At 71.1% G+C, this 25,954-nt stretch carries 20 protein-coding genes and 1 pseudogene; 6 read left to right on the top strand and 15 right to left on the bottom strand.

Features of this window, described 5'->3' with window-relative positions; all coding sequences use genetic code 11:
• Window positions 1-241: 241 nt before the first annotated feature.
• Window positions 242-2,071: an ATP-dependent nuclease gene (locus OG386_RS41985; protein WP_328792573.1), complete on the bottom strand. Its 1,830-nt coding sequence runs from the start codon at window positions 2,069-2,071 to the stop codon at window positions 242-244.
• Window positions 2,072-2,441: 370 nt separating this feature from the next.
• Entirely contained in the window at window positions 2,442-2,834 is a 393-nt protein-coding gene (locus OG386_RS41980; protein WP_328792572.1) for a hypothetical protein, read from the bottom strand.
• A gap of 356 nt (window positions 2,835-3,190) precedes the next feature.
• Between OG386_RS41980 and OG386_RS41975 the strand changes: the two genes are divergently transcribed.
• Window positions 3,191-3,619, top strand: coding sequence for a hypothetical protein (locus tag OG386_RS41975; protein WP_328792571.1), 429 nt, complete (start codon window positions 3,191-3,193; stop codon window positions 3,617-3,619).
• Window positions 3,620-3,634: 15 nt separating this feature from the next.
• On the opposite strand, the gene OG386_RS41970 is transcribed toward OG386_RS41975, so the two are convergent.
• The 5 genes from OG386_RS41970 to OG386_RS41950 form a co-directional block, all read right to left on the bottom strand.
• Window positions 3,635-4,738, bottom strand: coding sequence for a Fic family protein (locus tag OG386_RS41970; RefSeq protein ID WP_328792570.1), 1,104 nt, complete (start codon window positions 4,736-4,738; stop codon window positions 3,635-3,637).
• Window positions 4,738-5,349: a DUF6426 family protein gene (locus OG386_RS41965; protein ID WP_328792569.1), complete on the bottom strand. Its 612-nt coding sequence runs from the start codon at window positions 5,347-5,349 to the stop codon at window positions 4,738-4,740. The genes OG386_RS41970 and OG386_RS41965 overlap by 1 nt, the downstream gene beginning before the upstream one ends.
• Window positions 5,350-5,460: 111 nt before the next feature.
• A complete protein-coding gene (locus OG386_RS41960; RefSeq protein ID WP_328792568.1) occupies window positions 5,461-8,340 on the bottom strand; it encodes a helix-turn-helix transcriptional regulator in 2,880 nt (959 codons plus the stop codon).
• Window positions 8,341-8,597: 257 nt separating this feature from the next.
• Entirely contained in the window at window positions 8,598-10,883 is a 2,286-nt protein-coding gene (locus tag OG386_RS41955; RefSeq protein ID WP_328792567.1) for a DUF6777 domain-containing protein, read from the bottom strand.
• A gap of 559 nt (window positions 10,884-11,442) precedes the next feature.
• Complete coding sequence (locus OG386_RS41950) at window positions 11,443-13,023, bottom strand: FAD-dependent monooxygenase (RefSeq protein WP_328792566.1); 1,581 nt, start codon at window positions 13,021-13,023, stop codon at window positions 11,443-11,445.
• Window positions 13,024-13,079: 56 nt separating this feature from the next.
• Between OG386_RS41950 and OG386_RS41945 the strand changes: the two genes are divergently transcribed.
• The 3 genes and pseudogenes from OG386_RS41945 to OG386_RS41935 all read left to right on the top strand — a co-directional run.
• Window positions 13,080-13,784, top strand: a complete 705-nt coding sequence (locus OG386_RS41945; RefSeq protein ID WP_328792565.1) for a TetR/AcrR family transcriptional regulator C-terminal domain-containing protein — start codon at window positions 13,080-13,082, stop codon at window positions 13,782-13,784.
• Window positions 13,785-13,793: 9 nt separating this feature from the next.
• A complete protein-coding gene (locus tag OG386_RS41940; RefSeq protein ID WP_328792564.1) occupies window positions 13,794-14,315 on the top strand; it encodes a hypothetical protein in 522 nt (173 codons plus the stop codon).
• Between the two features lie 103 nt (window positions 14,316-14,418).
• Window positions 14,419-14,757 (top strand): annotated as a pseudogene (locus OG386_RS41935) (IS110 family transposase); the annotation flags it as partial.
• Here the strand turns inward: OG386_RS41935 and OG386_RS41930 are convergent.
• The 5 genes from OG386_RS41930 to OG386_RS41910 all read right to left on the bottom strand — a co-directional run bounded on the left by OG386_RS41930 (window position 14,672) and on the right by OG386_RS41910 (window position 17,438).
• Window positions 14,672-15,043, bottom strand: coding sequence for a hypothetical protein (locus tag OG386_RS41930; protein WP_328792563.1), 372 nt, complete (start codon window positions 15,041-15,043; stop codon window positions 14,672-14,674). The pseudogene OG386_RS41935 and the gene OG386_RS41930 overlap by 86 nt on opposite strands.
• Before the next feature lie 153 nt (window positions 15,044-15,196).
• Window positions 15,197-15,520 carry a cupin domain-containing protein gene (locus OG386_RS41925; RefSeq protein WP_328792562.1) on the bottom strand — a complete coding sequence of 108 codons (324 nt, stop codon included), beginning with the start codon at window positions 15,518-15,520 and terminating at the stop codon, window positions 15,197-15,199.
• 256 nt (window positions 15,521-15,776) lie between these two features.
• A complete protein-coding gene (locus tag OG386_RS41920) occupies window positions 15,777-16,298 on the bottom strand; it encodes a DUF1877 domain-containing protein (RefSeq protein WP_328792561.1) in 522 nt (173 codons plus the stop codon).
• Window positions 16,299-16,551: 253 nt separating this feature from the next.
• Window positions 16,552-17,157, bottom strand: a complete 606-nt coding sequence (locus OG386_RS41915; RefSeq protein WP_328792560.1) for a hypothetical protein — start codon at window positions 17,155-17,157, stop codon at window positions 16,552-16,554.
• A complete protein-coding gene (locus OG386_RS41910; RefSeq protein WP_328792559.1) occupies window positions 17,154-17,438 on the bottom strand; it encodes a hypothetical protein in 285 nt (94 codons plus the stop codon). Before OG386_RS41910 ends, OG386_RS41915 begins: the two co-directional genes overlap by 4 nt.
• A 374-nt stretch (window positions 17,439-17,812) precedes the next feature.
• On the opposite strand from OG386_RS41910, the gene OG386_RS41905 reads away from it, so the two are divergent.
• The gene (locus OG386_RS41905) at window positions 17,813-18,343 is read left to right on the top strand and encodes an SMI1/KNR4 family protein (protein WP_328792558.1); all 531 of its coding nucleotides are present in this window, start codon (window positions 17,813-17,815) and stop codon (window positions 18,341-18,343) included.
• 58 nt (window positions 18,344-18,401) lie between these two features.
• Here the strand turns inward: OG386_RS41905 and OG386_RS41900 are convergent, their stop codons facing one another.
• Window positions 18,402-19,028 (bottom strand): hypothetical protein, encoded by a 627-nt coding sequence (locus tag OG386_RS41900; protein ID WP_328792557.1) that lies wholly within the window; start codon window positions 19,026-19,028, stop codon window positions 18,402-18,404.
• A gap of 307 nt (window positions 19,029-19,335) precedes the next feature.
• Between OG386_RS41900 and OG386_RS41895 the strand changes: the two genes are divergently transcribed.
• Complete coding sequence (locus OG386_RS41895) at window positions 19,336-20,328, top strand: DUF4344 domain-containing metallopeptidase (RefSeq protein ID WP_328792556.1); 993 nt, start codon at window positions 19,336-19,338, stop codon at window positions 20,326-20,328.
• Between the two features lie 135 nt (window positions 20,329-20,463).
• Here the strand turns inward: OG386_RS41895 and OG386_RS41890 are convergent, their stop codons facing one another.
• Entirely contained in the window at window positions 20,464-21,918 is a 1,455-nt protein-coding gene (locus tag OG386_RS41890; protein WP_328792555.1) for an oxygenase MpaB family protein, read from the bottom strand.
• A 149-nt stretch (window positions 21,919-22,067) separates the two neighbouring features.
• The gene (locus tag OG386_RS41885) at window positions 22,068-25,850 is read right to left on the bottom strand and encodes an nSTAND1 domain-containing NTPase (RefSeq protein ID WP_328792554.1); all 3,783 of its coding nucleotides are present in this window, start codon (window positions 25,848-25,850) and stop codon (window positions 22,068-22,070) included.
• Window positions 25,851-25,954: the final 104 nt, after the last annotated feature.

Here is a 25,954-nt window from a genome sequence, read left to right as displayed (position 1 = left end):
GTGATTGTCAGTGTCGGCAGGGAAGATGGAGAACGTGGGAAGGAGGAGAGATGTCCTCTCCAAGGTCTGCTCGTGCTGCCTGCGTTCCCTCGCCGGGCGGGTGCAGGTGGTGCGGGATCGATGCTCGGATCCATGCCCGTCAATGGGTGGAATCGGTTGGCTGGCACGTGTGGGAAACGCCGACCGACGAGCAGCGCAAAGAGCGTATGCGGGCGCGTCGTGCTCAGCGGTCGGCGCCGGATCAGTGAGCGAGTTGTTGCAGGTGGGCGAAGATGTCCCGTAGCTGACGAGGCACGTCCTGGGCCGTGGTGAGGGTGCTGGCCAGCCCGTAGACCATGGCGGGTTTGCCGTTGGGGCTGTTGTCTTCGGCTTGGTTTTGGATCATGCCGAGAATGTGGGCGCTGAATTTCTTGCCGTCGCGATGGGCGGTGAAATCATCGGCTTGCCAGGTCTGCGGGGCCGGGCGGGGCCAGTGGGTGTTGGCGGCATGGGCCCACTGATCGTCGCTGAAGAGTTCTTCGAGCTCGTTGTAGCCCTCGGCTTCTCCGACGTAGGAGACGTGCTTTTCGAGGTCGAGGCCGGCGCGCCGGAGACGTTCTTCTTTGAAGAGTTTGTTGGTGCGGCTGTCGGCGTCCACCATCAGCATCACGGTGCGCCGGTGTTTGACGAGGTAGCGGGCCAGGTGAAGGGCGCCCTCGTTGTTCTCGCAACCCCACAGGGCGATGCCCGCTGCCTGGAGGGACATGTTCTGGGCCAGGCGGAACAGCAGCGGCAGGCTCTTTTGCTCTGTGTCGCCCTCGACGGCCAGGAAGCAGCGCTCGTGGAGGAGGACGGAGTTGCGCAGCCCCAGTGATGCCGCGATCTGGCCGAGATGGAAGTCGATCCCGTCGTGCTGGTCGTCATCGAGGTGTTCGATGACGGTGCGCCCACTGGGTCCGAGACTCATGTGGACGACGTCGGCGATGTCGACGCCGTCGATGAGGTTCATCGAGTGGGTGGCGACCATGACGCTGACGTGGGGCAGGGTGCACTGCTTGCGGATGATGTCCATGACCGTGCGCTGGTGGCGGTAGTCGAGGTGGGTGTCGGGCTCGTCGTAGACCACGATGGTCTGCGTGGGTTGGGTGCTTCCCTGTTCCGTCGAGGCGGCCAGTTCGGCGTTCTCCAGGAGGTTGCTGGTCCATTCCCATACCGCCAGGGCGATGCGGCGGGTGCTGCCCTGGCCGGCGCGTGTCAGGTCGACGGGCTCGCCGTCCGCTCGCGAGACGTGCAGCGGGGCGCCTTGGAAGCCTCCTTTGAAGGAGACCATGGGCTTGACGTTGACGCTGAGGTATTCGGCGCAGTGCTGGCGGATGTGGTGGCACAGGGAGTCGGCCTCCTTCTCCAGCCGCTGGGTGATCTCCTCCTCGATCTCCCGGACGCGGCCCTGAACGGTCTCGTCTTCCAGGTGCGTCTTGTAGCTGCTGCTCAAAGCCATGCGTACGGCGTCGTCGGGGCGCTCCTCCTTCCCGCCGAACGACAAGAGCCGTGGAAGTCGTTCCTCGAGCGCTTTGGGCAGTGGCTGCCATTCCTGGTCGTGGGGAAGTGTCCTGGCGTGTGCCGTCAGCTCCGCGAGGAGGTCTTCCTTGAGGGTTCCGGCCGGGGACAGGCCGTACTCGGCGATGAGCGCCGTCAGCGCCGGCTTGAGCAGCCGGCTGAGGTCGCGCAGTTGCGGATCGGCGGGCTGGCTGCCGAAGTACTCCAGGCAGGTCGCCTCCCCCAGTCGTGAGCGCCGACGGATGCGCACGTGTTCGCCGAGCCCGCTGTGGAGCTGTTCCTCGGCGTCGAGCCGGAATTTGCCCTCCACCCAGGTTTCGGCGCACCGTCGTCCCTTGGCGCCTTCCTCGTCCTGCGCGTAGGTGCGGTCCTCGTCGGTCAGGCGGTGCGTACCGAGGAGGAAGGCCAGCGCGATCAGTACCGCGCTCTTGCCGCCGTCGTTGCGGCCGGCCAGGACGGTGGGACGGCTGATCGGGATGTCCGTGACGTGGGCCAGGGAGCGGAAACCGCGCGCGGAGTAGCTGTCGAGATACACGGGAGGAGTTGCTCCGTATCTCCCCGTCCAGAGCGGACAGAGGCGTGACGTGCGGCAAGCGCGGATGCTGACGAGGCACCTGTGCCACTGGCACAGGCCGTCATATTAAGTGCTGCTGAATAACTGCATGATGTTTTCCGCCAGTTGGACCGGCCGGTAGCTTCGTGGGCCGCCGCGGGGGGAACCGCCCTCCCCCAAGGGCGAGGTGCGCTCGAACCCCCTCTTCTTCGCGCGCACGATCGATATCGACGGGGGTGTCTCGTCGGCTTGGATTCGACCACGCTGCCGGACGCCCAGCCGCCCAACAGCTCCCCCTTTCGTGGCGAAGTGAGATGAATCGTCACTCTTGCCGCTGTGCCGTACCTTCCGGCTACGACTGCTCGACGCGCCGCCGGGCCGCGTCCCATGCGCGACGCTCCGTATGGGCGCCATCGCCGCTGGTGGGAAGGGAGCCGTAGCGTTCCGTCGCGATCTGGTCGATGCGCGCGGCGTAGCGGCTCTTCGCAGCCTTGACCGCCTCGGCTGGAGGGAGGAGTTCTTCCGCGCCGCGCAGTGCTTGGAACAGCTGCTGGGTGAGTTGCAAGAGCCGTTGGAGTTCGTCTTCAGCAGCGAAGTACCCTCTTGCTTCGGAGGGTTTGAGGCGGGCGGCGGCCGTGCTGCGGGCCTGCTGTTCCATGGCCGCGCAGACCGCCTGGCGGCGACGCTCCAGGGTCCGGAACGTGGTGCTGCCCGGATCCGCGATGATTTCTTCGGCGGCTTTCACGGCCCTGGCCAAGGCCGGCGCGAAGCGCGTCGCCGCTAGTGCAGCCGCCTCCTGCTCCTTGCGCTCGGCCTCGCGCCGCTGCTGCTGGAGTCCGGGCCAGGCAGGGAACTCCTCGCGCCCCGTTCGCTGCCCGCGAGTACGTGGTTGCGCCTTCTCGGACTTGGTCAGGCGCCCGTCCCAACCACCGTGTGCGGTGAAGCTGTAGGCACTGCAGCCGACCGTTCCCCACCCCCCGAAGCCGTATCGACCATGAGCCCAACGGTCGTTGACGAGGGTGATTGGTTCACCACAGTGCGCCGGGGCCACGCCTGCCGGGCCCGCCCGCGCCACCGCAGCGGACGGGAGTGCCCGCGCGGATGCCGGAACTCGTCAGGGAGTACCTGCAACGGCAGCCCTGGACCCCCCTGGATCTGGTCGCACCCGCTGCGCCGGAGTCCTGGACGGTGCGCAGAGCGCGTCGGCGGCACGCCCTCGGCCCGTTCGAGGAGCTCATCGCCGTCCGGGGCGGCCACCGCCTGGCCGTCACCAGCATGGGGCTGCGGCACGCCGGGAAGGACGGTGACCTGCTCATCCGCTGGCACGAGCTCTCGCAGTACCGCTTCGGGTACGTCGTCATGAACGCCGGCGGCTGGACGGGCGACCCCGATGTGGTCGGCGCCCCCGCGTTCACGTATGCGCTCACGGTGAGGGGCCCCCGCGCCTGGGTGACCAAGCCGATCCCGTCGTCCGTCCCCTCGACCTTGGCCGAACAGTTGAACGCCATCGTCCGCCTTTCGGAAGGCTGAACCATGCGGCTGCGGCTACGCGCTCACCGCGCAGGGTGTGGTCCTCGCGGCACCGGCTTCCTCGTACGGCGCGTCGAGCAGGGCCAGCAGTCCCGGGTGGACCAGCGCGTCCCGTAGCCGGGGGTGAGCCACAAGGATCCGCGCGTCCCGTAGCCGGGCCAGTGCGGGCCCGGGGGCGTGGGCGGTGCGTCCGCGCAGCCACGGGGCCGACACGGCCGGGCCGGAGCGGAAGTGGCCCAGCACCTCGGCCGCGGCCGGGTCGCACGCGACGTGGTCGAGTGCCTCGTCGAGGAGGTTCCCGTACGCGGTGACGGTGGCGGTGCGGTGCCGGGCCGTGTCGGTGACCGCCCGGGCGAACAGGGCGCCCCAGCGTTCCCACTCCCCCTCGGCACCGGCGACGACGGCCTCGTCGTGCTCCGCGCGGTGGGCGTCGACCCAGCCCTCGACGTCGAGCAGCAGGCCGGGCAGCAGGCCGGCGCCCACGAGGTCGCACTGGGCGAGCAGGCGGGCGGTGCGGCCGTTGCCGTCGGGGAACGGGTGGACGGTGAAGAGCCGCAGCATCCCGAACGCGGCGGCGTCCAGCGCCGGCGAGGCGCTCCGCACGGCCCAGCGGTACCAGCGCTCGACGTGACCGTGTAGGGCGCGGCCCGGAGCGACGGTGATGGCGAAGCGCCGGCCGTCGGGCCAGGTGACCCGCGCGGGGGCGCGTCGGAAGCCGCCCGGGCCGGGGATGTTCGGATCGTCCGCCACGAGCATCCGGTGGAGTGCGGCGAGCGATTCCGGGGAGAAGCAGGGCCGTCGGCCGGGCCGTTCGCGCAGTTCGTCCCGTACGGAGGCGACGGCGAGCAGGCCGGCGGTGGTGCGGGCTTCGGCGGCGTCGGTGATGCGCTCCGCGAGCAGCGCGGGTGTGGCGGGGTGGACGTGGCGCAGGTGCAGCCGTGTGCGGATGCGGGGGCGGTGGAAGAGGTCGGGATTGGCGAGGTGCAGGGCGGTGGCCTCGGCGAGGGTGGCCAGCGCCTCATGGGCACGGGCGCGGGCCCCATCCGGTATGCAGACGGCGTCCAGCGGCGGTACGACGGGGCGGATCCGTCGTACCGCCGTGGTGGAGGGAGTGACCATCAGCAGCTGCGTGCGGTGACCACGCCGGTGGGTGCGGTGACGTTGACCGCTTGGGTGGTCGTGCCGGCGGCGCTGGTGGTGGTGATCGCGTAGACGTTGGTCTGGTACTCGACGTAGAGGCCGACGCTCTGGCCCGGGTTGATGCTGGTGGCCAGTCCGTAGGACTTGCTGATCGTGGTGTTGAGTTCGGTTCCCACGGCGGCCTTGAGCGCGGCGGTCAGGTCGGCCGTGAGGTTCGCGCTGACCTTCACCGACACGGTGTAGGTCAGGGTGCGGTTGATCTGGAGGACGGTGTCACCGCTGTTGCGCGTGCACTTGAAGTCGTCGTCGGCCTGCTCCTCCCACTTCTGGCCCTGGCTGACCACGTAGGCGTTGGTCTGTGAGCCGGATCCGCCGCCGCCGCCCGGGAACCAGGGCTGGCCGAGGTGGTCCGACTCGGGCGGCGTGGGCCCGGTGATGATGATGGGGTCGTTGATGTTGGAGTCGTCCCAGGGGTCGCAGCTCGTGTAGCAGTCGGCGGCGAACGCCGCTTGCGGGACCACCAGGACGGGCGCGGCGGTGAGGACGGTGACGCCGAGTGCGACGGCACCCAGCGCGGTCTTGAGCTGCACGGTCTCTCCACGGGAGGTGAGTTCGGGGGCGGGGTGCGGGTGCGCACCTCCGTCGTGGAGGAGTCTCGCGGCCGGTCTGTCGGCGGACATCCGTAGGTTTACGCAAGGCACCTACGCAACCGGGGTTCCCAGGCCGCCCGGTGGGGGTCCGAGCAGTCGGGTGAGGGCCACCCGTGAGGAGACGCCGAGCTTGCGGTAGGCGTTGCCGAGATGGGTGTCGATGGTCCGGGTGCTGAGGACGAGGCGTTCGGCGACCTGCCGCGAGGACAGTCCGGCGGCGGCGAGTTCGGCCACTTCCCGCTCCCGGACGCTGAGCGCGGCGAGCGGGTCCGGCGGGCGGGAGGCGGGGGTGGCGGCCGTGAGTGCGGCCCGGGCCCGCGCGCCGTCTTCGCACAGGCGCAGCGCCCCGCATTCCCGTGCGGCTTCCAGGGCCTCGTCGAGTGGGCCGAGGGCCGCCGCGGTTCCGTGTGTCGCGGCCAGGGCGGGGGTTGCGGCGATCAGCGTCCATGCCCGCAGGACCGGCATCCGTAAGGCCCTGAAGGCGCGTGCGGCGTTCAGGGAGAGAGCGGCCGCGCGTGCGGGGTCTCCTTGTGCGAGGGCGAGTGCGGCTCCTGCTCGGTCCGCCTGTGCTTGTTGGAACGCCGGCCTGCCGAGCCGTGCGGCGGCGGCGTCGGCCGCGCGGGCGGCGCTTGCGGCAGCGGCGAGGTCGCCGCACTGGGCCGCCGCGGTGGTCATCAGCGCGAACAGGGAGGTTCGGGAGGGGGGTTGGAGCAGCGCGAGGTCTTCGCCGCCGCCTTCCAGCAGGGTGCGCAGACAAGCGGCCGGGTCGCCGCCCAGCAGCTTGGCCACTGCGAGCAGGCCCAGGGCGGAGCCCGCCCACCAGCCGGTGCCCGGGACGGTGGCCCGTAGCCCCGCCTCGGCGAGCTCCACTGCTTCGGGGGTCCTGCGCCGCGGGGTGGCCCACAGCAGTGCCGAGGAGCGTAGGGCGATGGCGAGTCCGGCGGCGTCCGGGGCGCCGATCTCCCCGGCGAGCCGCTCGGCCTCGCGGGCGTGGTGCTGTGCCGTGTCGAGGCGGCCCGCCCACTGGTCCAGGATCGACAGGCCGAGCAGTTGGTTGACGGCGATGTGCTTGTGCGCGCCGCCGCCCGCGCTGGCCAGGCCCCGCGAGAGGTGGCGGCGGGCGTCGGCGAACCGCTCCACGAACAGTTCGGCGCAGCCCAGTAGGGCCAGTACCTCGGGTGCGCGGCCCGCCACGGTGTCGGGGCGGGAGTCGACGAGCCGGGCGCACCGGGCGACCTCGGGGGCGGCCCGTGTGAAGTCGCCGACGTAGCTGTCGCAGAAGGCGGCCAGGACGCCGAGCGCGGTGCGTCCGTCCTCGTCCGCTCCGGCGACGGCCCGGGCGGCTTCGTGGGCGAGGCCGCGGACCTCGGCGGCGGTACCGCGCAGGGCGTGGAGGAGGCCGTAGTCGAAGACGAGATCCGCCGTCTCTACGGGCAGCGGTGTCGACAGGGGCCGGGCCAGGGCGTCGACCACGGTGCGGGCGGTCGCGTCGGCCTCCTCGTACCGTCCGAGGAGGCGCTCGACGCCGACGCACACCGCCAGTGCCTCCGTACGGAGTCGACCGGGCAGGACACCGGGGGTGCGCAGGAGCTCGTGGGCGAGGGCGCGTGCCTCCTGCGGACGGCCGGCGGCGGTGAGCGCCCGGCAGCAGTCCAGGGCGAGGCGGGCGCGGGCTCCGGCGCCTGCGCTTGCGCCTGCGCCTGCGCCTGCGGTGGGTGAGTAATCCAGGGTGAGGCGCAGCCAGCGGGCGGCGGTGGCGGGCTCGCGGGCGAGGACCTCGGCGGCGCCTTCGGCGAGTACGCGTATGGCTTGGGCGGGGTCGGCGGCGGCGGGCAGTACGTGTTCGGCGTGCCGCGCGCGGGCGGCGGGCGCTGCGCCGCGGGCGTCGAGCAGGTCCAGGGCGCGGTGGTGGGCGTCGTGCCGCAGGCCGGGGTTCATCCGGTGGTGAAGGAGGTGTCCCAGTACGGGGTGGCGGAAGACCAGGGTGCCGGCCGGTCCGTCGGACCGGATCAGGTCGACGGCGGCCAGAGTGCCGAGGGCGGCGGCGGTGCGGTCGCCGGAGTACCCGGCCACGTGCGCGGCGTCGCTGGGGCGAAAGGGTTCTCCGAGGACGGCGGCGGCGGCCAGCACCTCGGCGCAGTCGCCCGGGAGGGCTTCGAGTTCGGCGAGCACCGGCGCCGCGGCGCGCAGCAGCGGGCCTGCCGCCGCGTCGGACCGCGCCGGCCACTGGTCGGGGTCGTGGCCCGCCGCCAGGAGGACGCGCAGGGCGCGCGGGTTGCCCAGGGAGCCCGCAGCCAGCTGCTCGGCCGGCCCTCGACCGGCCAGGGAGACGATGGCCGCGGCGTCCAGCGGTGCGGGTTCCACGCGGACGAGGCGTCCCGTGTGCGAGGCGTCGTCGAGGGCGGCGAGCAGGGCCGGCGGGGTCTGCCGGGGTCGCAGGGCGAGAGCCAGGACCAGCGGGTGCGCGGCGCATTCCTCGGCGAGGGCTTCCACCAGGTGGGCCGAGGCGGGATCCGCGTGGTGGAGGTCGTCCAGGACGATCACGCTCCCGCGGCCTCCGTCCCGGCGCGCGCACCCGTCGAGCAGTGCGCGTACCAGCGCGTGTTCTGCGGCGGTGTCCCACGGCGGACCGGCCTCGGCGGTGGGCGGATAGGGGGCGGCCGTCGGGGGCGCGGACCGTTGCCAGGCCTCGCGGAAGACCTGGTACGGCTTGGCCCCCTCGCCGGAACGGGCCCGGGCCCGGGCCCGCAGTACGGTGGCGCCTCGTGCGGCGGCGAGCCGGGCGAGCAGGTTCAGCAGGGCGGTCTTTCCGATGCCCGGGTCCCCCGCGACCTCGAGGACCGTGCCTCTGCCGGCGCCGAGGTCCTCGATGGCCCGGGTGAGCGTTGCGATCTCCTCCCGCCGCCCTGCCAATGCCGGTACCTCTGACACAGCTGCCCCCTCCGCACCCCCGGAGGGCGACTGCGGGAAATGCTAACGATCTTCACAAGAACGTGACAAGGAACGAGGGCCGTGAAAGGGCCTTCACCGGTCCGGGGACGACGAGATCAGGCCGTCACCGATGGAGTGGCTCTCGTCGCCCCACGCACGGACGCAGCCACCGCGGGCATCAGCCGGCGGCGGCTCGGCCGGAGCGTCATCGCCCGGGTATTCGACCCACGGGGTCGCCAGGACTGTTCCTCCTCGGCTCACCGCCGGAAGCCGTTGCCGGAGCGGTTGCCCTGGCCGTTCCCGGAACCCTGGCCTTGGCCGTTCCCGGAACCCTGGCCCTGGCCCTGATCCTGGCCCTGACCTCGACCGTTCCCGGAACCCTGACCCTGACCCTGACCCTGACCTCGACCGTTCCCGGAACCCTGACCCTGACCCTGACCCTGACCCCGACCGTTTCCGGAGCCCTGGCCCTGGCCGTTTCCGGAATCCCGGCCCCGGCTCTGGTCCTGGCCCCGGCCGTTCCCGGAACCCTGACCCTGCCCCTGGCCGTTTCCGGAATCTTGGCCTTGGCCTTGGCCTTGGCCTTGGCCTTGGCCTTGGCCTTGGCCTTGGCCTTGGCCTTGGCCTTGGCCTTGGCCTTGGCCTTGGCCGGGCACCTTCCCAGAACCCTGGCCTTGGCCCTGGCCGTTCCCGGAACCCTGTCCCGGCGCCTTCCCGGAACCTTGGCCCTGGCCCGACCCGTTCCCGGGCGCCGTTCCGGCATCGTGGCCGGCGCCCGTGTCCGGGGCATGGCCCGGCTCGTGACCCGGCAACCTCCCGGACTCCTTACCGGTGTCCTGGCCTGTGTCGTGGCCGGATTCCGGCGCCTTCCCGGGAGCCGTGTCCGAGCCCTGCCCCGCCCCCTTGCCAGGATCCTTGCCGGGTACCTTCCCGGAACCCTTACCCGACTGCTGACCGGGCACCTTCGCAGGATCGTGGGCGGGCCCCCTGTCGGGCTCTTGGTCAGGCGCCTTCCCCGACTCCTTCCCCGGGCCCTCGTCCGACTGCTGACCGGGCACCTTCGCAGGATCCTGGTCTGGATCCCGGCCCGGAACCTTCTCCGAGTCCTTCCCGGGGGTCTTGTCCGGGGCTTGGCCGGACTCCTTGCCCGGGTTCTCGCCCGACTCCTTGCCCGAGTCCTTGCCCGGCGCCTTCCCGGGAGCCCGGCCGGGCTTCTCGCCCGACTCCTTGCCCGACTCCTTGCCCGGCGCCTTCCCGGGAGCCCGGCCGGGCTTCTCACCCGACTCCTTGCCCGACTCCTTGCCCGGCGCCTTCCCGGGAGCCCGGCCGGGCTTCTCACCCGTCTCCTGGCTGGACTCTTTGCCCGGCTCCTTCCTCGGGTCCTCGCCCGTCTCCTGGCCGGACTCCTTCCCCGGCTCCTGCCCCGAGTCCTTGCCAGGCTTCTTCCCGGGAGCCTTGCCCGGGGCCTGGCCGTGCTCCTTGCCTGCGTCCGGTCCGGGCTCCTGGCCCGGGTTCTCGCCCGTCTCCTGACCCGGGTCCTTCACCGGGTCCTGGCCCGGTACCTTCTCCGAGCCCTCGCCCGGCTTCTGGCCTGGGACGTTGCCCGGGATCTGAGCGGGTGCGTTCCCGGGGTTCTGGCCGGGGTTCTGGCCAGGGTTGGTCTTCGGGGGCTGGTTCGGGGTCGTGTTCGGGGGTGGCTGGACTGATCCCGGGTGGGCCGCCGGCAGGACCGGGTAGGCAGAGCCGGGGGTCTGGCCCTTCGGGGGCGGGACCTCGCGGTCGTGCTTGCTCTCCGCCGCTCCGCTCGGGCGCGCGTACCATCCCCTGCGGTCCTGGTCGAAGACCGTGACGGTCTTCACCGGCTTCACGGCGGGCTTGACCGCGACGAGGTCGGACGACCGGAACGAGGACCACTTCGCGCCGCTGTACGTCTGCCCGCCTCTGACCGCGACGGGCGGATCCAAGGGGTTGCCGCAGGCACAACGGACCCGGGGCACGCCCCGGCCGTCGACCAGTACGGGAGTGCCGGCCTGCAGGACCGCCTGGTAGCTGGTGGGCACGCCGTTGCGGTATCCGTGATTGGTGACCCTGGTGTCCCAACCCAGCCGGACGGGCGTCAGCGACCGCAGGTACGAGGGGATCTCGGGCTGGCGGATGCCCAGCGAGACGGCAAATGCCCTGCCCTTGTCCGGGTACTGCGTGAGGAACCGGATCTGTTTCTCGACGTCACAGCTCGCGACGTTCCGCGTTCCGCCGTACAGCCCGGGATACCCGCCGTCGACCTCGAGCGTGCGCGCACCGTTCGTGGCGCTCGCAGTACCCGTGGTTCCGTTGGGGCTCGTACCGTCCTTCGCGTTCATGCCCGCGGTCATGGGCGTGACCTTGGCGACGCTCTGGGCTCGTGTGGCCGTCGAAGGAGTGAACGGGTCGGGCCCGACCTCCGGAGCGGCTTGGAGGAAGACCTCACCGCTCATCGCGGTGTTCCCGCCCAGCACGGTGAAGCTGAGGACCGCCGCCGACACCACGGCCACCGCCGTGCTCACGCCCAGTACGGCCTTGCGCGATCGCCACCCGCGAGCCCGGCCACCGCCACCCGCCGGCGGTAGCGAAGACCCGCCGGACGAGAACGGTAGGGGCCCCGACGGGGGCCCCGAGGGAGGCGGAGGGCCTGGTGGCGGCAGCGGGGGCGGCGGGGGCGGCGGCGGCTCTACGTGCTCGCCCCGGCCCGACAACGGGCCGGGCGGCGGGCCGGTGGGACGCTCGGAGGAAGGGGGCAGGGAATTCACGACGCTCGCCCCCCAGCACAGGGCGGTGGGTACACCGTGGTGACTCGCATGCGCTCACTCCTTCCGAACCGTCAACGCCTCCACATCCCGGAGGTGGAACCTGGAAATTTGGAACTCCGGCCATCTGGACATCTGGAAACGCCTGGGCGGGGACCGTCCCCTACGCGTGCTTCCATCTCCTGAGTAAGCCCTCCGCTCCCGCACCACGTCATGCCGCGAGCTTTCGGGACTTGACAGACCCCCTGGGGGCCTCCGTCGCGACGAAGCTCCGGCCGCGGAGGGGACTCCTCGGGGCTCCTCCGTTGAGGTGTCCCGTTCAGGTGCTCGGTATCGGGACCGGCCTGGCCAGTACCTGGTCCAAGACTTCGGTGAGGAACCGCGTCGGATCCGTCGCCGCCGCGGTGGCGCGCATCGCGACGATCCCGTCCGGACGGACGAGCAGCGCCCCTTCGTCGGGGAGCCAGGGGACCGCGACACGATGTACGGGGAGTGCGACGTCCGCCGCGGCGGCGAGCCAGCGGTCACCGGCGACGCCCACCAGCAGGGTCCACCGGGACGCCACCAGGTCGAGCGTGGAAACCCCGTCGATCCACGCGTGGGGCACTCGTGAACCCGGCGATCCGTCCAGCACCAGGTCCACGGTGGAGGGGAGCAGTGGCTGCGGGTCGACGACGGCGGCCGAGTCGTACCTCTGGCCGAGGTGCACGACCGGCGCCGCCCACACCCCCGCCGCCGCCCTGGCGGCGTCGGCCTCGGGTCCGCGTCCCCAGTGCAACTGCGGGTCGGCGAGCCTGCGCATCGCCTGGTCCAGCGTGGCCGCGGCGACCGGTTCGCGTTCGTGCGCGTATGTGTCGAGCAGCCCGGCACCGGCCTCGCCGTGGTGGACGGCGGCCAGCTTCCAGGCCAGGTTGTGCGCGTCGGCGACCCCGGTGTTGAGGCCGAACGCGCCCAGGGGCGACACGGTGTGCGCGGCATCGCCGACGAGGAACACCCGGCCGACGGCGAAGCTTTCGGCCGCTGCGCTCCTGGGCCGCCACGGCAGTACGCTGCGCACCTCGACGTCGAGTTCGGGATCGCCGACCGCCACCCGGACGACCGCGGCGCAGCGTTCGTGCGTGAAGTCCTCGGGGCGTTCGCCGGCGTCGACGTCGCAGGGGACGTGGAAGACCCAGTTCGTCTCGCCGTCCACGGTGGCCAGCAGGCCGGGGGCTTGTGGGGTGGTGATCGTGCAGGTGGCGAAGGACATTCCCCGCAGGTGCGGTCGGAGGTCGGCACGGAACAGGATGTTGATCATCGACTTGCCCAGGTCGCCCGGCCCGGAGGTACCCACGCCGAGTGCGGTCCGCACGGTGCTGTGCGTGCCGTCGGCGGCGACCACGCGCGCGCACCGTAGCGAGTAGCGGCCGTCGGGCCCCTCCAGTTCGACGTCGACCCCGTTGGCGTCCTGTGCGATGCCGACCAGTCGGGTCGACCAGCGCAGGTCCGCTCCGCGGCGTGCGAGGTCGGTTGCGACGACGGCGTCGAGCCGGTCCTGGGCGCAGACGCCGCGCAGCCTGAAGGGCGTCACGTCCAGTTCGTCGGCGGACGGGGTCGGCATGGGCACGGTCACGACGTCGCCCGCGCCCATCTCGACGACGGTCCGTGCCACCGCCTTGCCCGCGGCGCCCCGGAGGTCGACCGCGGCGGCGTCGACGGCGGTGTCGAGTCCTAGTTCGCGGAGGACCTCGACGGTGCGCGGGCCGATGCCGGTGGCGCGCGGGTGCACGGACGGCCCGGCCCGTCGTTCGACGAGCACGGCGGGGACGCCGTGGTGGGTGAGCAGTGCTGTGGTGATCAGGCCGACGCTGCCGCCTCCGACCACGAGCACCGGAACTTCTGGATACATCGTCTCTGTCATGGATACACCGTAGCCAGAAGATAGGATGAGGGTCAACGAGGAAAGGACCCGCCCCGATGACCGAACCCGTGCCCTCGTCGGTGTGGACCCGGCCGCGCCCCGAACCGCGTCGACGCGCGCCCGGGGTGGACCAGTACGTGGCCGCTGCGCTGGCCGTCGCGGACGCGGAGGGATTGGCGGCGGTGTCGATGCGGCGGGTCGCGGGTGATCTCGGTTCCGGGACCGCATCGCTCTACCGGTACATCACCAACCGCGACGAGCTGGTGGACCTGATGGTCGACGCGGCACAGGGCGAGGATCCGCTGCCCGAGTCCACCGAGGACTGGCGTGCCGGTCTGGGGGCGGTCGCGCACCTGTTGCGTGCGACGCTGCTGCGGCATCCTTGGTTGGCGGGTGAACTGGCGGGCAGGCCCGCGCTCGGCCCCAACTCGTTGCGCCGATCGGAGTCCGCGCTGCGCGCCGCGGTCGCGCTCACGCCCGACATCACCCTGGCCTCGCAGGCGCTCGGCGCCGTGCACGCGTACGTACTGGGTTCGGTCGCCGCCCAGCAGGCCCTTCGACGCGCGGAGCAGCGCACCGGGCTCAGCGAGGAGGAGTGGCAGCGCAGCGTCGGCCCGTACATCAGTGAAGTCCTCGCGGCGGGCGAACACCCGATGCTCGCCCGCCGCGTCCTGGAAGCCGAGGAACTCGATCCCGACGTCGAGTTCGCGTTCGGCTTGGACTGCGTGCTCGACGGGCTCGCGGCCCGGCTGGGTCGCTGAGCATCCGGCGTGGCCGCGCACTGGAAGAACGGTCCTGAGCTGTTCGTGCTCGCCCTTCGACGTCACGGGCTTGACCCGGATGCGGTCGACGACGTTGCGCGGGCATGGTCTGCGTTCCAGGAGTTCGTCCAGGTGCCGGTCGACGGGATTGAGCCTGCAGAGGACGACGGCGACGGGTTCATCGTGCAGTGGGGGCGGTGGAGTTGGCACGAGGACCGCCCCGCACTGGTCTTCACCAGGCAGTTCGCGGTGCGCAACGAGGGTGACCAGGAAGACGAGGATGACGAGTCCTGGCAGCCGCAGCGCTGGAACGTAGAACTCGAACTGTTCTTTGCCGACTCTCCCGCCTGGGCCGACCTGGAAGACATGGCCTGGGCCGACAGCATGGGCTTCGACTTCGATCCCATCGGTCATGAACGTGCCGCTGCACTGGCCCGGATCGCCACGTTCGTCGAAACGCTTCCGCAGGTCAGCGCGATGTGGCGGGCGATCCCGGTGGGTAGCGCCCTCGGGCTGGAACCCGCGGACTGACCTGCCAGCCCCCGTTACCCTTTTCGTGGCTCCGCAAGGGGGCCTCCGGCCTTCGGATCCGGCATGACTTACCCCCTTCTTGCGGTTGATGATCCGGGGGCACAGACGCCTGCCCCACACCGAACCCAAGCTCCGCGAGCCGTTCGCGAAACTCCGGGCCAAGCACGCAACGGTACTGGTCGTGGTCGACCAGCCGGCCTCGATCGGCGCCCTGCCGCTGGCGGTCGCCCGGGATATGGGCTGCCCGGTCGCCTCCCTTCCGCCCTCACCCGCGACGAGAGCGAGAGCCAGGGCAACGAGGTCCGCCGCGCCACCATGTTCATCCGGTCAGCGAGCTGACCAGATGAAGGGACTGCCTAGACCCATCCGTCGTCGAGGTAGATCGTCCAGGCACCTCCCACCGCCCGGTTCAGTTCGACCAAGGCCGCAACCTCCGCGATGACTGCTGGTGCGTCGGACAGCCGCAACGGGAAGTCCGGGACACCCTGCCGGGTGTAGGTCGGCAACTCGCCGTTGCAGCCGAAGGCGTGAAGCGGCAGGGGGCTACGGTTGAACCATGCAGGTCGGTGTTCCTCGGCCCACAAAGATGCGGCGTCGACGCGGTCCACATGCGCGAGCAGGTGCTCGGGGGCAGGCCCGTCGCAGAACTGCACGAGGAATCCCGCGGCGTCCACGGCCCACCAATCCCATGCGAATCCGGGTCTGGGGCGCCGCAGGATCGTCGCCATGCCAGCACCCTATCCAGGCCGGTTCGTCCACCGGGCCGTTGAGACACCGGTGTCGGTGCCGACCGGCAGGGTGATGTCGTCGGGGCCCGGTCCCCGTTCGGCCGACGGACCCGGAATCCGGCTGCGGCCGACCACCGGACCCCCAGGTGCGACCTACGGGGAGTCTTCGAGTTCGTCTTCTCGGAGTTCCACGATCACGAGTGTGCCCCGGCTGTCGGGGCCGACCGCGTGGGTCGTTCCTGCCGGAATCATGTAGAGCTCGCCTGCACGTACCGAGATCCGCCGGCCGCTGACTTCGAGTTGGAGCTGCCCGTCGAGGACGAGCAGGGCCTCGGTGGCTGCGTGGCTCTCGGGTTCGACGGGCATTTCGTCCATCCTCAGCACCTTCACGCAGGCAGTGCCCACCTCCCCCAGCACGAGCGAACGCCACCCTTCCGGAAGATCCGCTGCGGTGTTCATCAGGTTGATCAGGGTCACGACACACTTCTCCTTCTCGGCCCGGCGTAACATCCGCCGGACCCCCTTCGGATGACTAGAAGCTATGTGACCTGCACTGATGATGGGTCGACCGATTGGTAAAGCATGGCGACTCAGAGCTGCTGATCCTCCGGTCCCCCGGTCCGGTCTGGCCGGCCGCGCCTGGGACAACTCCGGCCCCCGCCGAAAGGAGCGGGTGTGGACGGTCGCGCAGTTTCCCAGGTGCTCGTGGTGGGGACGCCTACTGGGTTGCGGGTCAGTCCCACCAGAGCACGACGAGCAGGTGGCGCTCGGCTGCGTCGAGGTAGAAGTCGCGCAAGGCGTTGAAGTGCTCCAGCAGGTACGCCCTCAGACCGCCGGTGACAGCGCCCACCTGGCCGATCAAGGATCCGGCGTCACGCTCGTCGGCCGGCAGGGCGGCGAGAAGGGCGGGCATGTCGATCTGGCCGAGCAGTTCGCAGACGCGCGCCACTTGGGAGACGTCCAGGCCGGTGGGGGCGCCCCCGAAAGGGGCTATGGCGTGCGGGTGAGTGTCGAGGAAGTCGAGGTCCAGAGCAGTGTCGCCGTCGATGGCCCGGCGCAAAGCGTCGAGAGGGGCCCCTTCCAGTCCAGCCACCTCCCCGACGCGTTTCAGCAGCGCCGGCGCCCAGGACAGGTCCAACACGTCGTACGCCGGTGGATCCCAGTGGGGATCGCGGTCCGGCGACGCGCTGGCGGACTGACGGCAGGCGACGAGATACGCCTCCGGGATGCGGGCGAGCTGCTGAGTAACGGCCATGACGTCAGTATCCGTTCCGCGTCCAGCGGATTTCGGCCACAGGTTCGGGAGGGGCTGCCCACGGTCACCGCCTTCATGGGGGCTTGCGACCGCCGGGGTGGGGAAGTTCGTGACGCTCAGATCCCGATGCCTGGGGACGTACGCGCCCCCAGGCCTCCTCCCCCGCCCCCGTCGTGCCCGTGCCGCGCCTGCGTCCGAGCAGCACGGACCGCGCTGGTCCGTTCCTGGTCCGGTCCGACCGACAAGACACCCTCTAGGTAGGGACTTTGGTGCCGGGGTCGACGGGCCGCTTGTAGTACCGCCACGGGAACCAGCCCGCGCCGACCGGCATCCACCCTTCCGATTCCAGCCGCCGGTGTCGCGCGGGAGAAGGAAGGGTGACCCGGCAGTGCTCCCAGGGGTGGCCGGACGCCTCCACCTCGTGGAAGAAGGGGCCGTAGCCGACCATGTGCCAGCCGTCACGGCCGGCCTCCTCCAAGGCGGCCATCTCGTTGAACGCGGTCAACCCGCCGAGGGTGCGGCGCTTCGGGTCGTCGGGTCCCCCGGCGGACGGTGCCGACGCGGTCGCGGCCGCACCCTTGCCCGCGAAGCGCTGTTGGGCGGCTTGGCGACTCACCCCCAGGACGCGGCCCACCGTGTCCCAGCTGTGGCCGGCTGCCCTGGCGCCCTGAACTGCCTCGCGCAGGAGCCGGCTCGCCTCCTCGGCTCCGACGCGCGAGGCGTCCACCAGGCGCAGGTAACCGTGGGCGTCGTGTTCGAGCGAGTCGGCCAGCCCCTCGGGGGCGCCGAGGACGGCTGCGGCGATCCCTTCCCGGATCCGGTCCATCTCCACCGGGTGGAGCAGGGGTTCGCCGCTCATCGGTGCAACCCGGCAAGGGGTTCGAGGGCGTCGAGGACCGCCTCGTCGTGGCGCGCCCGCTCGGCCGAGTCGCGGGCTGCCGCCCGGGCGGCCAGGCCGGCCGTGCAGGCGATGAGCGCGAGGCCCGCGACGATCAGGGCGATGGTGACGGCGGTGCCGAGCCGGCCGCCGAACACCACCGTCATGGCCGGCAGGCTCACGGCGAGCGGCAGCACGGCGGCCATGGAGGTGGAGGCAGGGAAGAGGTTCCGATGCCGGGCCTTCAACTTCAAGATCAACATACGTCAAGGAAACCTTGACGCGGCCGACTTGTCAAGAATTCCTTGACGCCCCCTGCGTCGCATCATGGGGCCATGGACGCAGACAGGTCCGCACCCATGACACCTGGACGCCCATTTCGACACCGACCAGCTGCGGGAGGGCCTGGCTGACATCGTCTCCGTTGCCGAACTCGACGGGATCATCGCCGCGGTCGACGCGACGGGCGACAAGACCGTCAGCTACGGGACGGTCACCACGCTCCTCGAATCGGACGGGTGAGCCCGTGGGGCCAAGAGCGGCAACCCCGTCGTGATGGCCTCGTCCTGACGGCTCTGTCGTAGCCGCATGCGAGGGTTGCTCACGGCCGTGGTCACGTCGTCGTTTGGGAGGAGAAATGGCAGGCGCCTTGGAGAGGCTGAGGGAACTGCTCGGCGAGCCGGCCTGTTGGGGTTGGGCACGGCCGCGCCTCTGGGAGGCCGCCGAGGAGCACCTCGGTGTCCGCCTCCCTGCCGACTACAAGGCGTTCCTCGACTTGTACGGGCCCGGCGCTTTCGACGGATTCCTCTGGATGGACCGGCCCGTGAACGGCACGGCGGAGGAGGTGGCGCGGCTCTGGCCGCCGTCCGGGCGCGGGTGTACCGGCTCCGGCTCCGACCGCTACCCGTTCCCCTTCCGCCCTCAGGCCGGCGGCTTGATCGAATGGGGCGGAGACGAAGGGGGCGCTGTCTACTCCTTCCTTCCTGAGGAGCCGGACCCGGCCGACTGGCGGGTCGTGGTGGAGACGGAGGAGGGCGACTGGCACGAGGTTCCCGGCCCCGTCACGGAGTTCCTGCTGGACCTTGTCGAAGGTCCCCACCGTCCCTCCTTCCTGGGCCGCTACCGTCCCGGCCCCGAGATCCGGTACCACCAGAGCCCCATCTCCTGAGCAAAGCCGGGTGCCTGCGCACCCCGTCGCACTCGGCTCGACACGGCCGCGGTCGCCGTCACGCGTGCCGGCCGTTCCTCGTCGGCTGTAGCGAGAGTTCGCTGCCGGTCGCACCTGCGGGGACGGCGGCGAGCCGCTCGGCTGCGGTGCGGGTCTCGGCCAGCCGGAGCAAGGCGTAGGCCCGGGGGTCCTCGGCGACCGCTCGCAGGGTTGCGCGGAACACGGTGTGGTAGACCGACAGGCGGTAGGTACCCCCTGCTTCCCAGGGCGGCGTGTCGTGGCCCGCCTTCAGTACGTAATCGCTGTCCAAACCGGCGAGCATCTCGTGCAGGTCGGGCCCGTAATCGGCCAGGGCAGTGGCGAGGGGGACCCTCAGTGCGGGGTCGACGTCGAAGTTCTTCGGCTGTACCCGGGCGAGCGCGAAGAGGACGTCCTTCATCGCCTGCGCCTGTGCTCGGGTGTGACGGCCCGGTTCGCTGCCTGCGGTCGCCTTCACGATGGCTTCTCCGAGTGCCCCGCAGCTCATGCCGGGCTGGATCGCGGCCCCCATCGAGGTCCGCACGTGCGTGTCTTGCGCCAGGCCGTTGCAGGGCGGGGACGGCTCGCGCCCGGGGGTGAGCCATGCTGCGGCTGCGCCCAGCGTTGCCGGGCAGATTCCGGCGGCGGGGAACGCTTTCACCGGCACGGCCCGGCATCGTGTCTTCCCCCTCACTGCTGTCCCCCCCGTCTTGTTCCTCAAGGCCCGGTCCCCCGGCATCTGCTTCTCTCCGTCGCTGTGACCCGTGGCTGGAACCTGCGCTCCGTGCCACCCTGCAACCCGCTGGTGATCTTGTCCATGGGTGTCAGCACCCATCTCCGGGCGACCGGGGCCGCAGGCGCGAGGGGAAGATCGCGAGCGGGCGAACGGTCCCCCGAACGGGCGACCCGACGGGCAGGGGCCCGCGGCCGGCGTGAGGATCGGTGCGGGAACATGCGACGGGAGCCGACCAAGGATGCCGAACACCGCTGGTTGCTCGAAGAGGGCGCGGATCGCCCTGTCAGGCGTGCTGGTCCTCGTCGGGGTCGTCGTGACCGGGTGCAGCGGTGAGGCCCGCGACGCCGGGCAGGAGCCGGGAGCCGGACCTCGCCCCCAGGCGGCGCGCTCCGGCACCGTCACGGTCGTCTACGAGACCCGGACGGTCAAACCGGAGGACCGGGAGGCCGTGGCACTGATCCGGAAGTCGCGTGTGCTGGAGCGGTCGGCCGACTGGGTGAACCGAGCACTCACCCTCCCGCACGACATGGTCGTGCGGGTCACCGCCGACGTGCCGCCCGGCGTCACCGACGCCGTCACCCAGCCCGACGGAAGGACGATCTTCATCCCGCCGTCGTTCCTGACCGAGATCGAGAAGGCCCTCGCCGACGTCGTGAAGACCGTCGAACGGCCCGCCCCGTTCCCCGCGTCCGAGTACAACACCGACGACCTGACCGTGCTGTCGACCGAGTTCATCTTCGGCCACGAGCTGGGCCACGCCCTGCAACGCCAGCTCCTCCTGGCCAACCTCGGCCTCGAGGAGGACGCCGCTGACGGCTACGCGTCCTTCTACACCGTCAACGAGGTCGGGCCGGGACCGTCGCTGGCCGCCGCGATCCTCTTCGACGAGATCGCCCGCAAGGAAGGCACGCCGACTCTCGAGGGCATGTCGAGCGACCACCCCATCACCCAGCAACGGGCCTTCAACTTCCTGTGCTACCTGGAGGGCAGCGACCCGAAGAAGTACCAGCGGTCCCTGGTCGACAGCGGCTACCTCCCGAAGACCCGCGCCCCCCTGTGTCCGCAGGCGTGGGCGATGCTGGACTACGGCTGGTGGACCCAGCTCCAGCCCCACTTCAGCGCCGCGTTCAGGGCGAAGGGTGACCAGGAGCAGAAGAAGGCGCACGCGCGGCTGATCGCAGAGACGCAGGCGCTGGCGAAGCACATCGACGAGATCCGCACCGGTCAATGAGCCCGTCCGCCGCAGTGGCCGCCGGGCGGTGGGGAACGGCAGCACGGTCGGGCAGGGCCGTGCTGCGTGCGCGCGGTCGTGGGTGTGGTGCGAGGCCGAGTACGTGGGCTCAGCGGCCGCCCGGCACGCCGCCCGCTACGGGCGGCCGAGGAGTTGGCTGCCGGCCGTGTTGTCGGTGCGGGCGGTGAAGTAGTCGGTGAACGCCTGGACGAACTCGTCTTCGGTGATGCGGCCGTCTCCGTCGTGGTCGAGCTGGCGGAACCCGTGGTTGAGTTCGGCGAGGTGGACCCGGGAGCCGCCGAAGACCCTGCGGTACTCATCGGCACACAGGTGTCCGCTGCCGTCGGTGTCCACCGCGTGGAAGACCGCCCGCACCGCGACGTGCAGTCCCTGCTCGAGGTAGGCCGGCCCGGAGTCGATTCCGGCGAGCATGGCGGTGATGAACTCTTCGCAGGTCACCTGTCCGTCCCCATCGGCGTCCATGCCGGTCCGTAGCTGCTGCCACCACGTCTCGAAGGCGGCGTAGACGGTGGCTTCGCGTTCAGCGGCGAGTTCGAGCGGCCAGCACACGTTGTGCGCCATGGCCTGCAGATCGGCCGAGCTGATCCGGCCGTCGCCGGTCTGGTCCAGGACCTGGTGGAAGAAGGTACGCAGACGCGCCGGGCGGGAATCACCGCCCTTGCGGCGACGTGGTACGGGAAACCGGACGGGGCGTGCCGCCGGCGTGGACGTGTGGTCGGCGGAGGCAGTGGAGGCGGTGGAGGGTTGTGGGGTCAAGGCGGCGCCGGCCGGTGAGGTTCGGTAGCGGCGGTGCTCGGGCAGGGCGTTCATCAGCACGCGCATCGTGCGGTGCAGGATGAAGGACAGCAGGGCCGCGCGGCGGGTGCGGAGCAGGCCGAAGCGCTCGCGGAAGGCTTCCGGCAGGTCCGCGACGGTCAGCGCGCCGATCACCTGGGCGGCCGCCGTGCGCATGAGCGGCCAAGCCGGCTTCAGGGGGCCGAGGCGGCGGGGTGCGGGGGCTTCGCGGAGCATGTCGAAGAGCAAGTAGCGCACGGGTTCGCTGTATTCGAGGCGTTCGCGGATCGTGCGGTCCATGTACGCGGGCACGTCGGCGGCCGTGGCCGGGAACAGGTCGTCGGACAAGCCGAACTCGGAACACACCGCACGGAACTCTGCGTACATCTGCTCCAGTTCGGGCGGCGCCAGCGGGCGTCCCGAGAGTTCCCGCATCGCCGTCATGCACTCGTACAAGGTGACCAGGACCCATACCCGCACCGCCGGGTCGGACGCGGTGAAGGGCCTGCCCTGCTCGTCGGTCCCTGCCAGACGGCGGTGCGTGCGCTCCAGGCGGGCGACCTCGCGGCGCAGCCCTTCACGGTCGGAGAAGAACAGCCGCTTCCCGCTGTCCATCGTGTGCTCGATGCGCCGCCAGGGGTGCGCGCGGTAGGTGGAGAAGTCGCGCATGCCGGCGGCGACCGCCGGATCTGCGGTCTGTAGGACCAGCAGCCGCCATGCCACCAATCCGATCCGCCACTCCCCCAACGTGCGGCGCAGCAGCGAGTCGGGGCCAGGAAGATCGGCGGTGACCAAGGGGGTGTCTCCTCGAGCGGGTGCGTCGGAACGAGCTGGGCGGACGGCCGGAAGAGAGATCATCGCCGCGTCCACCCGGCTCAACGGCCCTAGCGGGATCCGGGAGCGGCCGGATGGGCGAGTTCACCCGTCCGGGAAGTGTCTGGCTGTCATGTGCCGGGGCAGGGTGGGGCGAAGTCGACCGCCGTGAAGTACTGGGCCCATTGGACTTCGGTGATCCGGGGGTAGGCGCTGTCGCAGATGCGGGTGGCGACCTCGTCCAGGACGGTGTCTCGTAGTCGGATCGTGAAGTCGTTGCCGCCGGTGGCCAGGGTGTTGCCGTCCGGGCTGAATGCGACGGCCGGTACGGGGTTGGTGTGGCCGGTGAGGACGACGGGAGTGGCCGCGCCGTTGATGTCCCACAGCAGGGCCTTGCTGTCCGCGGCTCCGGCGGCCAGTCGGCGGCCGGCCGCGTCGAAGGTCACGGTGTAGAGCCAGGAGCCGGACGTAGGCAGCTGCGTCACTTTCGCCGGGTGGTGGATGTCGTGGACGTCGATCAGCCAGAGGGTCTTGTCCGTTCGGTGGAAGGCGGCCAGTGTCCGGTTGTCGGGGCTGAATGCGCCGCTGGTCAGCGGGTCGGAGCGGAGCGGGGACGGTAGTTCCCGGGGGCTGCGCGGTTCGCTGATGTCCCAGAACCTCAGCGAACCGGATTCGCCGGTGCTCGTCACCAGCGTGCGGCCGTCCGGCCGGAACGAGGCCGTCGTGACAGGGGGTCCGTCCTCGGCGATCCGGCTCAGTGGTCGGGGGTTGCCGGGATCGGTCAGGTCCCACAGTCCGGCCGTGTCCTGTGCCCACAGGGCCAGCAGGTGGCCGTGACCGTCCGGGCCGAAGGCGGCGCCGGCGACCTCGCCGCCGCCGGGGGCGAGGAGCGATGTCTGTCGCGGTCTGCGGGGATCGGTCACGTCCCATACGCGTACGGTGCCGTCCTCGCTGGCGGTGGCGAGGGTGCGGCCGTCCGGGCTGAAGGCCACGCACCGGACGAACTTGGTGTGCCCGTGCAGGACCGACAGTGGCCACAGGGCCCGACCTTCGGTGACCTGCCACAGCCGTGCCGTGCCGTCCCAGCTGGCGCTGGCCAGCAGGTGACCGCCGGGGCCGAACGCCAGGGAGGTGACCACGTCGTCGTGGGTGGCGAGGGACAGGTCCCGTAGGTCCAGGAGGCGGTCGGAGTTGGCGAGCACGCGGCCGTTCGGGCTGAACGCGGCCTGGTAGAAGCCGCCCTGGACGGTGCTGGTCCGGTTCGGATGTGCCGGGGTGGTGACGTCCCAGAACAGGGTGGACCCGCCGACGGTGACGAGCGTGCCGCCGTCCGGGCTGAAGGCCACCGACCAGACGATCGCGGGGTGGACCGGCAGGACGGCGGGTGGCTGTGTGCGCGGGCTGGCGGCGATGTCCCAGACCCGTGCGGTGCGGTCCCAGCTCCCGGTGGCCATGGTCTTGCCGTCGGGGCTGAAGGCGGCCGAGGTCACGGTGTCGGTGTGGCCGCGCAGGACGTCGAGGAGGAGCGGCTGTGCGGGATCGTCGACGTCCCACAGTCTGGTGGTGGTGTCGCCGGTGGTCGCCACCGTGTGGCCGTCGGGGCTGAACGTCACGGAGGTGACCGTGGCCACGTGGCCGGGCAGGGTGGCCAGCAGCTGCGGGCGGCGGGGGTCGCTCGCGTTCCACAGTCGCGCCGCGCCGTCGGTGTGGCCGGTGGCGAGGAGGCCGTCCGGCCCGGACGCCACCCAGGTCGGCGCGGACCGCTGGTCCGCCAGTGTGCTCAGTTCGGCGGGTGCGTGCCGGTCGGTCACGTCCCACAGCCGCACGGAGCGTTCGCTCGCCGTGGCCAGGATGCGGCCGCCCTCGTCGAAGGCCACCGACATCAGCCGCTCCGGCTGGTGGACGACGGCCAGTTGGAGGGGGTGGTGGGCGTGGGCGATGTCCCACAGCCGGACGGTGCGGTCCCAGCTCGCGGTGGCCAGGAGCGTGCTGTTCGGGGCGACGGAGAGCGCGACCACGTCGGAGGTGTGGCCGGTGAGGCGACTCGTGTACGGCGTCGCGAACGTGCTCATGAGCTGGTCGCGGACGTCGTCGGTGGCTGCCAGCCGGTACGCGGCCAAGTTCAGTTGCGCGGCGAGGGAGGGGTTGTGCTGGCGTACCTCGGCCGCGTTCGCGGCGGCCTTGCGTGCGATGGCCACGTTGCGCTGGCCGATGGCCGCGTCGCGCGAGTCGAGGGCCAGCCCGCCCGCGGTCGCCGCGATGACCACCAGCACGGTGAGGAGCGTGACCAGTTGTCGCAAGCGGACCGTTCGGCGCCTGACGGCCGCCATCTCGTCGGCTTGTGCTTCGCGGCTCGCGTCGAGGAAGCGGCGTTCCTTGGAGCTCAGTTGGGTACGGTCGGCGGCGGCCAGGTCCAGTGCTGAGGCCAGGCGGGCGCCCCGGTACAGGGCGTGCGGGTCGTGGTCCTGTGCTTCCCAGGCGGCGGTCGCGTCGGTGAGTCGGCGGTGCAGGAGCAGTTGGTCCCGGTCTTCGGTCAGCCAGGTGCGCAGTCTCGGCCAGCAGCGGATGATCGCCTCGTGGGTGATCTCGACGCATTCGTGGTCCAGGGTCACGAGCCGTTGCCGGGCGAGGGATTCGAGCACGCAGGCGGTGTCGGGGTTCGGGTCCAGTTCGTCCTTGGTGATCCGGCGTCGGGTGTCTTCGGTGCCGTCGCCCAGTGCGGTCAGCCGGAGGAACAGGGACCGGGCGAGGTCTTGCTGCGGGGGTGACAGCGTCCCGTAGGCGGCTTCCGCGGTGTGTGCGAGCGCGTGTTGGATTCCGCCGGCCGCCAGGTATCCCTCCAGGGTCAGGCGGCTGCCGCTGCGCCGGCGCCAGGTCTCGACCATGGCGTGCGAGACCAGTGGCAGTGCGCCTGGCTGGCCGGTCGCGTCCGCGACCACGGCGGCCAGGAGCGGGCCGGTCACCGTGCAGTCGGCGAGGACGGCCGGCCGGGTGATGGCCTCGCGTAGCTCTTGGCTGCTCATCGGGCCGACGGCGAGCTGTGCGTCGCGGATGGCTTCGACCAGGCGAGGGTCTTGGACGCAGTGGCCGTAGAAGTCGGCGCGGACGCCGAGGACGACCCGGGTTCGGCTCGTGGGCGTCGTGGCGGCCGCGGTCAGCATGGCGATGAAGGCGCTTCGTTCGTCCCGGTCCTTGCAGAGGGTGAAGACCTCTTCGAACTGGTCGACGACGATCAGTGCGTCGGTGTCCGGTGTGTGGTCGATCATGATCTGCCGGATGCGCAGGTGCAGTGCCGCGGGGTCGTCCAGTAGTTCGGCCGCCAGCGTTCCCGGGGCCTGGCCGGTCGCGGTGGCGAGGTGGATCGCGCACTCTTCCATGGGGTGCGGGCCCGGGGTGAAGAGGATCACCGGCCACCCCGATGCCCGGGCGCTGGCGACGAGCCCTGCCCGTAGCAGGGAGGACTTCCCCGATCCGGACGGCCCGAAGACTGTCAGGAAGCGGCGCTCTCGCACCTTCGTGAGCACCTCGGTGGTCAGGCGCTCGCGTCCGAAGAAGCGGTCGGCGTCTTCTGGTTGGAATGCCGACAGGCCCGCGTACGGCGCGTTCTGCCGGCTGGTTTGCGCGTTCTCGTCGGGGTGCGCGCTTGCGGCGATCTCGGTGGCGACCGCATGCCATCGGGTTTCCCATGCGTGGCGGTCGCCGTGGCAGGCCTCGACGTAGGCGAGCGTGACGGCGAGGCTCGGGAAGGTGTTGCCGCCTGCGGCGTCCGAGAACGTCGTGGACGAATAGTGTGCCCTTTTCGCCAGTGCCCGATAGGGCGGCCGTCCCGCTCTCTCGCGCAGTGTCCGAAGGTCGGCCGCGAAGCGTGTCAGCGGACCGGAGTCCAGGTCGAGCGGGCGTTCGGGGCGTGGCATGGCTTCCTTCCTGCGGCGTTCCGCAATCGCGTCGGGTGGTGTTTGTCCAGCTTTTGATGTCCGGAATCCTCGTTCCGGCGCCGGACATCAATGGGGGGCTAGAC

This window comes from Streptomyces sp. NBC_00273 (genome assembly GCF_036178145.1).
GTDB lineage: Bacteria > Actinomycetota > Actinomycetes > Streptomycetales > Streptomycetaceae > Streptomyces.
The sequence above is the reverse complement of the archived record's forward strand: the minus strand, read 5'-3'. Positions and strand labels throughout refer to the sequence as shown.